Annotated in this window: 9 protein-coding genes, 1 tRNA gene and 1 other RNA gene; 9 read left to right on the top strand and 2 right to left on the bottom strand. The window is 61.9% G+C overall.

Going from position 1 to position 9,778, the window contains the following annotated elements; all coding sequences use genetic code 11:
• The 9 genes from AUR66_RS16025 to AUR66_RS15990 all read left to right on the top strand — a co-directional run.
• Positions 1–531 (top strand): ATPase, T2SS/T4P/T4SS family (locus AUR66_RS16025; RefSeq protein WP_197409827.1); only part of this gene is annotated, 531 nt, incomplete at its 5' end.
• A gap of 1 nt (position 532) precedes the next feature.
• Positions 533–2,719 (top strand): type II secretion system F family protein, encoded by a 2,187-nt coding sequence (locus tag AUR66_RS16020; RefSeq protein WP_058573240.1) that lies wholly within the window; start codon positions 533–535, stop codon positions 2,717–2,719.
• A gap of 103 nt (positions 2,720–2,822) precedes the next feature.
• Positions 2,823–3,470 carry a class I SAM-dependent methyltransferase gene (locus tag AUR66_RS16015; protein WP_058573239.1) on the top strand — a complete coding sequence of 216 codons (648 nt, stop codon included), beginning with the start codon at positions 2,823–2,825 and terminating at the stop codon, positions 3,468–3,470.
• Between the two features lie 142 nt (positions 3,471–3,612).
• Complete coding sequence (locus AUR66_RS16010; RefSeq protein WP_058573238.1) at positions 3,613–4,641, top strand: NAD(P)/FAD-dependent oxidoreductase; 1,029 nt, start codon at positions 3,613–3,615, stop codon at positions 4,639–4,641.
• A gap of 84 nt (positions 4,642–4,725) precedes the next feature.
• Entirely contained in the window at positions 4,726–5,961 is a 1,236-nt protein-coding gene (locus tag AUR66_RS16005) for a DUF4382 domain-containing protein (protein ID WP_231727932.1), read from the top strand.
• 128 nt (positions 5,962–6,089) lie between these two features.
• Positions 6,090–6,160: transfer RNA gene (locus AUR66_RS16000), tRNA-Gly, on the top strand.
• A gap of 310 nt (positions 6,161–6,470) precedes the next feature.
• Positions 6,471–7,994 (top strand): GMC family oxidoreductase, encoded by a 1,524-nt coding sequence (locus AUR66_RS15995; protein WP_058573237.1) that lies wholly within the window; start codon positions 6,471–6,473, stop codon positions 7,992–7,994.
• 181 nt (positions 7,995–8,175) lie between these two features.
• Positions 8,176–8,331 carry a hypothetical protein gene (locus AUR66_RS22225; RefSeq protein ID WP_197409826.1) on the top strand — a complete coding sequence of 52 codons (156 nt, stop codon included), beginning with the start codon at positions 8,176–8,178 and terminating at the stop codon, positions 8,329–8,331.
• Between the two features lie 119 nt (positions 8,332–8,450).
• On the top strand, positions 8,451–8,729 hold the full coding sequence (locus AUR66_RS15990; protein WP_058573236.1) for a Sec-independent protein translocase subunit TatA/TatB: 279 nt from the start codon (positions 8,451–8,453) through the stop codon (positions 8,727–8,729).
• A gap of 166 nt (positions 8,730–8,895) precedes the next feature.
• On the opposite strand, the gene ffs is transcribed toward AUR66_RS15990, so the two are convergent.
• Positions 8,896–9,207, bottom strand: an RNA gene (gene ffs / locus AUR66_RS20785) — signal recognition particle sRNA.
• 112 nt (positions 9,208–9,319) lie between these two features.
• Entirely contained in the window at positions 9,320–9,733 is a 414-nt protein-coding gene (locus tag AUR66_RS15985; protein WP_058573241.1) for a DUF7548 family protein, read from the bottom strand.
• Positions 9,734–9,778: the final 45 nt, after the last annotated feature.

The following is a 9,778-nucleotide window of genomic DNA, read 5'->3' as shown; positions in this document are numbered from 1 at the left end:
GGCGAGGAAGCGGTGACGCTCTTCCAGGCGATGAACACGGGCCACACGACGTTCTCGACGATGCACGCCGACAGCATCGAGACGGTCATCAACCGACTGGAGAACGAACCCATCAACGTCCCGCGCGCCATGGTCCAGTCGCTCGACTTGCTGTGTGTGCAGACACTCACGCGCCACGACGGCGAACGCGTCCGTCGGTCACAGACGATTGGCGAGATTGGCGACATCGACCAACGAACCGGCGAACTCGACTACTCCGCCGCGTTCTCGTGGGACCCCGAAGACGACACGTTCAACCAGAGCGACAGTTCGTTGCTCGACCAGATTCAACGCGAAAACGGGTGGTCGCGGACCGAACTCCGCCGCGAACTCCGACAACGCGAACAGTTCCTCCGGTACCTCCTCGACAAGGGCGTCTCCGACTACCGCCGCTTCACCGCACTCATCAACGAGTACTACGCCGACGCCGACGACGTGATGGCCCGCGTCGAGGCTGACGAGAACATCGTCGACGCAGGAACGAGGCTCTGACATGGAGTTCGGCCTGCACTATCTCCCTCTCCTCGTCGCCATCGCCATCACGCTTCCCGTGGTGCTGTCGCCGGTGAGCAAGCGCGCCGACCTGGTGGTCTCGCAGGTCGCACTCCCAGTTTTCGGCTTCTACGTCGCCAACGAGAACCCTCGGCGCAGAGCGCAACGCCAACGACTCCGCGCGGCACACGTCGGTGTCACCCACCGCGTGTACGCCTCTCGGACCTTACTCATGGCTGGCGTCTTCGGTGTTGCGGGGAGTATCTTCGGCGTCTACGTCGCCGCCGCACTCCTCGAAACGCTCGCCGTCTCGTCCGAGACAGTTCAATCGACGCTCCCCGCTGCACTCCAGTTCCTCGGTGGCCTCGCGGGCATCGAAGCCCTCTCACTCGGACAGTTGTTCGTCATCCTCCTGTTTTCGAGTGCGACCATCGGGACGGTGCTCGCCGTCGGCGTCTACTGGGTTCGCTGGTACTACCTCGTCGAGCGTGCGGACACACGCGCGGCGGAAATCGAGGCGACGCTCCCGCGGACAGTGGCGTTTACCTTCGCCCTCTCACGGTCCGGGATGCCGTTCCCGAAGGTGCTCCAGACACTCGCTCGCAACGAGGCAGTCTACGGTGAGGCGGCCCGAGAAGTGGGTGTCGCCGTCCGCGACATGGACGCGTTCGGGACGGACGTCCTCACCGCGCTGAAGTCGATGGCGACGCGGACGCCGAGTCCGAACCTCGAAGAGTTCGCGGCGAACCTCGCGAGCGTCCTCGGAAGCGGTCGAAACCTCTCGTCGTTCCTGCGCGAACAGTACGAGCGATTTCAGGAGGAACAAGAAGCCCAACAGCAACAGTACCTCGAACTGCTCTCGACGCTCGCCGAGGTGTACGTCACCGTGCTCGTCGCGGGGCCGTTGTTCTTCATCACCGTCCTCGTCGTCATCGGCCTCGTCCTCGCGGACACGCTGTTCGTCATCCGCCTGCTCGGGTACGTCGCTATCCCACTGGCCAGTTTCGGCTTCGTCGTCTACATCGACAGCATCACACGCTCGCTTCGGGGGAGTATCGTCGTCGACGACGACGTACAGACGGCGGGAGACTCGATTCGGGCAATCGAAGGGCGAACGGAGTCTGGCACTCGGCCTGCGACGGACGGTGGGGAAGTCGCAGACCGGTGGCAGGCGAATCGCGAACGACTCGCCGCGTACGACCGACTCACCTGGCTTCGCCGGTGGATCGACCGACCCCTCGACCAACTCGGTCGGAATCCGTTTGCGACACTCGTCGTCACGATTCCGCTCGGAGTTCTCTGGGTCGCCCTCAAGTCGTCGCCACCCGACATCTCACTCGAACGACTCCTGTCGTCGCCACCACCGATTCCGACTGTCGCGCTCCCGGAGACGTCGGAGACCACCAAGATGATATTCGAGGTGGTCGCCGCCGTCGACCAACACGTCGTCGAGGCAGGTATCGTCTCGCTGTTCGCCATCGCCTTCGTCTACGAGGCGCGGAAGCGCCGAGTTCGGGCCATCGAACAGGGTATGCCCGACTTCTTGGACAGACTCGCAAGCGTCAACGAAGCGGGCCTCACTATCGTGCAGAGCCTTCGACGCGTGTCCTCGTCCGACCTCGGCCCACTCGGTGAGGAAGTCGAGCGAACCTGCCGCGACATCGACTGGGGTGCCGACGCACAGACGGCGCTCCGCCGCATGGACCGCCGGACGACGAGTCCGATGGTCTCGCGGTCTGTCACGCTCATCACTAACGCGATGAGTGCGAGTGGCGACATCGCGCCCGTTCTCAGAATCGCGGCGAACGAGGCACAGGACAGTCGCCGACTGGCCCGAGAACGCACTCAGGAGATGCTGACGTACCTCATCGTCATCTACATCTCTTTCTTCGTGTTCCTCGGCATCGTCGTCGCCCTGACCGTCTCGTTCATCCCGGCGGTCGAACAGGCGACGTCCCAAGCGGCAGTCGGGTCCGGCGGCGTCGCAGGCGTCACCTCCGGGACGTTCTCTGGCCTGCGCGACGTGGACACGCAGGCCTACTCGGTGCTGTTCTACCACCTCTCTGTGATACAGGGCGTCTGCTCCGGCCTCATCGCAGGCCAACTGGGAGAGGGCGAAGTCGCCGACGGCATCAAACACGCCGGCGTCCTCCTGCTCATCACCTACGCCCTGTTCTCGTTCATCTGAGAGGCAACCTGCTGGCGTCGGGGGTGGGTGACGGGTTGTAACGACCCGTGTCGCGGCCGACGCGACCCGTGGAGTCTTTGTCGCGGCACCGCCTCGGGCCGACATGGACGAACCTCGAACGGCGGTCCGCGAAACCTACGACCGCATCGCGTCACACTTCGCGTCCACACGTGAGTATCCGTGGCCGGAAGTCGAATCGTTCGTCACGGACGCGACGGCCGACGGACCCGCCACGCGCGCTCTCGACCTTGGGTGCGGCAACGGCCGACACGTCGAACTCCTCTCGGAACACGCCGACGACGTCGTCGGATTGGACGTGAGTCGTGGCCTCCTGGACGAGGCGACGACCAGAGCGACAGACCGAGGGTTCGACGCTGGACTCGTACAGGGCGACGCCTCTCGATTGCCGTTCGTCGACGACGCGTTCGACGTGGCCGTCTACGTGGCGACGCTCCACCACCTCACTCCTCGTGCGTCGCGCGTCGCGAGCCTCGACGAACTCGCTCGCGTCCTCACGTCTGATGGTCGCGCCGTCGTCAGTGCGTGGAGTACGGCACACGACACCTTCGACAGAGAAGAGGGGTTCGACACGACGGTCGATTGGACGCTCCCCGGCGGCGAGACAGTTCCGCGGTTCTACCACATCTACTCGCCCGACGAGTTCGACGCCGACCTCGCGGAAAGTTCGCTCACAGTCGTCGAATCGGAGATTTCGAGTGGGAACTGCTACGCCATCGTCAGCGGCGTGTGACACAGTGGGACGTTCGGTGGCAAGAGTGTGACGCAGAGGGACGTTCTGCGGCGAGAGTGTGACACAGCGTGACATTTCGCGGCTGGATACTATCCTCGCACAGGTGATGTGGGCTTAAGGCCGGTCGGACGTATCGACGTATATGACGAAGACCGACGAACGACAGGAGTACGAGGTGGTCGTCGTAGGCGGCGGCCCGGCAGGGTTGCAGACCGCACTCTACACGACGCGACTGGGGCACGACACCGCACTCGTGGACCGCGGCGGTGGCCGTGCCGCGATGATGCTCGACACCCACAACGTCATCGGCATCACCGAAGACCAGTCGGGCAACGAGTTCCTCGCGACGGCGCGTCAGCAACTCGAAGACTACGGCACCGACATCTTCCGCGACTTCGTGACCGAGGCCGAGCAACTCGACGACGGCCGGTTCCGCCTCGTCGCGAACGACGGTGAGTTCATCGCCGACCGTGTCGTCCTCGGCGTCGGGTTCAACGACAAACGCCCCGACCCACCGCTTCCGCGCACCGGGAAGGGTCTCCACTACTGTCTCCACTGTGACGCCTACATGTTCGTCGACGAGTCTGTCTACGTCATGGGCCACTCTACGTCTGCGGCCTACGTCGCGATGATTATGCTCAACTTCACCGACGAAGTCGATATCCTCCTTCGCGGTGAGGAACCCGAGTGGTCCGACGAGACGGACGAACTCGTCCGCGCCCATCCCGTGGACATCGTCGAGGCCGAGATTTCGGGGATGAACAAACGCGACGACGGGTGGTTAGAGAGCTTCGAGTTCGAAGACGGAACGGTCCGCGAGTACAAAGGTGGCTTCGCGATGTACGGGTCGGAGTACAACACGACGCTCTTCGACCACCTCGGCGTCGACGTCGACGACGACGGCACCGTCCCGGTAGACGACCACGGCCGAACCAACGTCGAGGGTGTCTTCGCAGTCGGCGACGTCACCCCCGGCCACAACCAGATTCCCGTCGCCATGGGGAAGGGTGCGAAGGCGGGCATCGCCATCCACATGGACCTCCGTGAGTTCCCGAAGGGTCTCGAGGAGATTCGCGCCGACGGCGCAGTCGCCCCCGAGGAAGTCCCCGGTATCTCGCCCGCACTCCTCGACAAAGCCAAGCAATTCAACGAGTCGCACGCGGACGACTAACCCCGAAATTCGGCGAAAATCGGGGTAAATTGGGGGTCAGTAAACACCTACCTCAAGTTCTCCCAGACAGTATGGTCTGGCACGATGAAACGTACTGGAATCGCGACTGTCTTGGTTGCACTCCTGGTCGTCTTGGCCGGGTGTGCTGGCGGCGCAGGAACGCTGACTGAGTCCCCGCAGTCGAACGGTGCGAGTGAGACGACGTCGTCCGGCAGTGCAGACGCCGGCGAGACGGGCACGGTGAACTTCTACGTGAGTGACGAAGAGAACGCCATCGGCGACTTCGAACATCTCAACGTCACCATCGAGCAGGTGACGTTCGTGCGTGCGGAAGGTGGTGAGAATGCGGAGGCCGAGTCCGAAGACGACGACGCGTCCAAGGACGAATCCACCGAGGACGAGTCTGTCGAAGCCAACGCTTCGGTGAACGTCTCGAACAACACGACTGCAATCAACGCCACCGCGACTGTCGACGCGGCGGCCGAAAACGAGACGGAAAGCGAGGGAGATGCAGACGCTGAAGTCGAGAGCGAAGACGAGGCCGAATCCAGCGGAAAAGTGACCTACGAAGTCGACAACGTCACCGTCGACCTGACGGAACTGAAAGGCGAGAACGCGACGCTCGTCGATTCGTACGACCTGCCGAAAGGCGACTACAACGCGGTGTACGTCGAGGTGAGCGAGGTGAACGGGACGCTCGAAACCGGTGAACAGGTGAACATCAAGCTCCCGAGCAACAAACTCCACATCACCTCTGAGTTCACCGTGGCGAGCGACGAAGACGTGGACTTCGTCTTCGACATCACCGCATTCAAAGCCGGAAAGAGCGGAAAGTACATCCTCAAACCGGTCATCAGCGAGTCTGGAACGAACGTTCCCATCGAGAACGTCGACGAACCGGACGAGAAACCTGACGACGAGGCCGAAGACGAGAATGCAGAAGAAGAAGAAGAAGAAGAAGCAGAAGAAGCAGAACAGGAAACCGAGGCCGAAGCCGAAGCAGAGGCTGAAACCGAACTGAGCGTCAGCGTCGATGGCAACGTGACGCCCGGCGAGAACGCGACGCTCGTGGTGACACAGAATGGGAGCGCCGTCGAGAACGCCACGGTCACAGTCAACGACGAAGTCGTGGGAACGACTGATGCCGACGGAACGCTCGACGTGGCGGTTCCGCTCACGACTGACCTGTCGGTGAAAGTCACCCACGACGACGCCGAGGCGGAACTCGAGTTCGAGTTCGAGGGTGAGGTCTCGAAAACGGTCGAAGACGACTCTGAGACGCCCGAAGGCGCCGGAAAATCGGACAACAGCACCGCCTGACCGAAAAGGTAACATCCTTATTGTGGCGTCGAGAACGAGGTAGTAGACACCGACGACGCGAGCACCGGTGTCTCGGCCGCACTTCGTTCGGCCGAGGCCCGGTGCGCGAGTGAACGGTGTGAACGAGCGCACCGGTGGTCTAATGGTAAGACATTGGCCTTCCAAGCCAATTATCTGGGTTCGATTCCCAGCCGGTGCACTTCTCCGACGAACTAACACTCCGAGAGAGTCGAGTCTCTCGTTCTGTGCGTCGTGAATGCAACCCAGAGAAATCGACTCAGGAAGCGTCGTGGGGAGAGTCCGTATCTCCCACGAGGTGGAGTCTCGTCGACGCCCTACTCACGTCACTCGTGAGAATCTCCGCTAGCACACTCCCGCCTGCCGAGTGTTACGGTTCCGTCGCAGTCGTCGATCCGGGAAGTCAGTGGCCGAAACGCACGAATGCCACTATATAATTATCGTACGTGTACAATTTATGTGCCTGCCAGTGGTACAGTAACCGGCTACAAATGTCAGAATACGACTACATCGTGGTGGGTGCGGGGTCAGCAGGTTGTGCGGTCGCAAATCGGCTGTCTGAAGATACAGACGTCGAGGTCCTCCTGCTCGAAGCGGGTGCCCCCGACGAAGACCACCGAGAATCGATATACACTCCGGTAATGTTCCCGACGCTGTTCAAGTCCGAGGCCGATTGGGAGTACTACACGGAACCGCAGGCCGAGTTGGACGACCGCAGACTCTACCACCCGAGAGGTAAGACCCTCGGCGGGACGAGTTCGATGAACGCCCAGATATACAACCGGGGGAATCCGTGGGACTACGACAACTGGGCAGCGCTGGGCAACGAGGGATGGTCGTTCGACGAGATGCTCGAGGTGTTCAAACGGGCCGAGCAGTTCGAAGGAACCGGACAAGACGAATTTCACGGGACAGAGGGGTTGCTAAACGTCGCCGACCTGGTGGACCCCCACCCGAGTTCCGAGACGTTCATCGAAGCGGCACAGGAGTGTGGACTCGAACACAATCCCGATTTCAACGGCGAGACGCAGGTCGGAGCCGGGTTGTACCACGTCACGCAGCGAGACGGCGAGCGCTTCAGTAGCGCAGCAGCGTACATCAAACCGATCCTCGGACGCGAAAACCTCACTGTCGAAACGAAGGCGCTCGTGACGAAGATTCGCTTCGATGGCACGCGCGCCGTTGGCGTCGACTACACCCAAGACGGAGACGAGCACACTGCGGATGCGACCGAAGAAATCGTCGTCTCCGGCGGGGCGTACAACTCCCCGCAACTACTGATGCTCTCTGGGATTGGTCCCGCGAACCACCTCGAAGAACATGGTATCGACGTCGTCGTCGACGTTCCCGGTGTCGGCCAGAACCTCCAGGACCACCTGTTTACCTTCGTCGTCTACGACCGGACTGACGACCAACCGCCGGCCCCGACGTCGAATATCGGCGAGGCGGGTGGGTACCTCTACGTCGACGACGACGAACCTGCCCCGGACCTCCAGTTCCACTACTGCCCGGTGTACTACATGAACCACGGGTTTTCGAATCCGGAAGGCCTGGGTTACTCGATTGGGTCGACACAGGTCCGACCAGAAAGCGTCGGGTTCGTCGAACTCGCTTCGTCCGACCCGACCGACCCGCCGGTCATCGACCCACAGTATCTCACCGCAGAACCGGACCTCGCAGTCCTCAGAGAAGGAATCAAGCGTGCCCGCGAAATCGCACAGGCTGATGCCTTCGCGGACATTCGGGGCGACGAACGCTGGCCGGGCGAAGACGTCCAGACCGACGCGGAAATCGAAGAACACGTCCGGGAGACGGCCCACACCATCTACCACCCCACGGGGACGTGCAAGATGGGAACCGACGAGATGGCCGTCGTCGACCCACAACTTCGGGTCCGAGGTGTCGAAGGTCTGCGCGTCGCAGACGCCTCTATCATGCCGAAAATCACGAGTGGCAACACCAATGCGCCGTCGATTGCAATCGGCGAGAAGGCTGCGGAACTGATTCGGGGGTAGGACCACCGCCGAAGACCACTCAGCAGGCACGTTCTCTGAACGGCCCCGTTCGCGAAGTCCGCAGAGCCCGGATTTTCGTGGAGAGACGAACCGGACCACGGTAGCGTCGTCTGAGTGACCGGGTAGCGAACGGCCACCGACCAGAGTAACGACTATGAGGAATCGTGAGAGATACAGTACCATGGCAACCAGTTCATCCCGACCGACCTCTCGGTGTCTGCGCTGTGGATTTTCGGCCGTCTCGGGTGGTGACGAGTGGGACCGAGTCGAAGCCTCACTCGGAACGATGACTCAGTGTCCGGAGTGTGGAAGCACGAACGTGATGACCGGGCGCTGAGCGTGCCGAACGCCGAGTGAAGCTTCGTCGTCTCACCGTTGTCTGTTACTTTGTACTTTATTTCACCTGTCAGACACGGACCGTCTCTCTTATCTTCCCCCCGGACGTAAGCGAACGTAATGCTCAACTCGATTCCACTGTTCCCCGGTCTGCCGGGTGGCCCAGAACTGCTCATCGTCCTGCTCATCGTCGTCCTCCTGTTCGGCGCGAACAAACTGCCGCAACTCGCACGTTCGTCCGGGCAAGCGATGGGTGAGTTCCGACGCGGACGCCAGGAGATCGAAGAGGAACTCAAGAAGGGCGCCGAAGGCGAAGGCGAAGACGAAGCGGAAGCAGCGACGAAAGACGAGGAAGAAGAGACGGAGTCCGTCGAGACGGAAGCCGAGAAAGAGAACTAATCGGGTATTCTGGGGGCAGACCCCACCGCTATTCTCACGCACGCCCGGAGTGACAACTCTCTCGAAGCGTCTGTCGAGCGGTGACGACATCGACGGTGAACAGAGTCTCTGACAGTAGAGAACGAACTGCGAGAGCCTTCGCTCACAGCGTAAATGAGGTATGAATGGGTGGACAGCGAGGTTGCCCGGCGTTCCGACGAGGGGAATCTCGGTTGCCTCCTCCACCCCGCGATCCCTCGAGCGACGCACGTCCGATGGTCCGCTGCTCGCTCCCGCGCCTGGCGGGGTACCACCGATGAACCGTGCCAACCCTTCCCTGCGGAAGGGGTACACGGAACCGCTGTCCCCGAGGGACGAGGTTTCTACGTTGGCTTCCGAGGCCCGCGCCGGTCTGACCGGACGCGCCCGTTTTTGGTCCCCGCTAAAGACCTATTTCGCGGGTAGAGAGCAGGGCCTAACTGCCCGACCTAGTCCACTCACCCATAATCCACCGACTGTTAAGGGCCTTTCGACTCGCGAAGCGAGAAACCGCGAGACACCGTCGGGGTGTTCCGACGTGCGTATCGAGCGCATTGGGAGGTGCGTCCGGCCTACACGACGTTCCGCGCGTACGCTGCTGCGCCGACGAACGTGACGGCGGCAGCACCCATGACCGTCCAGCGGTGGTAACTCAGCCACGCGTACTGCTCGGGGAAACTGAACAGCACGTTCGGGTCGATTGCGAACGCCCAGATGACCGAGAGGCCAAGCATCGCGACCGACATGACGAACGCGAGACCGGCGGCCACTGCGGGGTCTGTCCGCTGTTGTCTCCCGGAGAGGAAGACGACTACGACGAGGAGTGCGAGCATCCCGACGATGGAGATACCGAATGGTCCTGACGCGTAGTACGTAGCCATCTCACCGGCACCGGGTTCGACGGCGACGGCCGGCACCGCGACGGCGATAGCGAGGAGAATCGCACCGACGAGTCCGACCGTCGGGGCGAGGCGTTCGGTGTCCATGAATCGTGGTTCGAGTGTCCGATTGATAAACGGTTTGAGACGTGG

The organism is Haloferax profundi (assembly GCF_001469865.1).
GTDB lineage: Archaea > Halobacteriota > Halobacteria > Halobacteriales > Haloferacaceae > Haloferax > Haloferax profundi.
The sequence above is the reverse complement of the archived record's forward strand: the minus strand, read 5'-3'. Positions and strand labels throughout refer to the sequence as shown.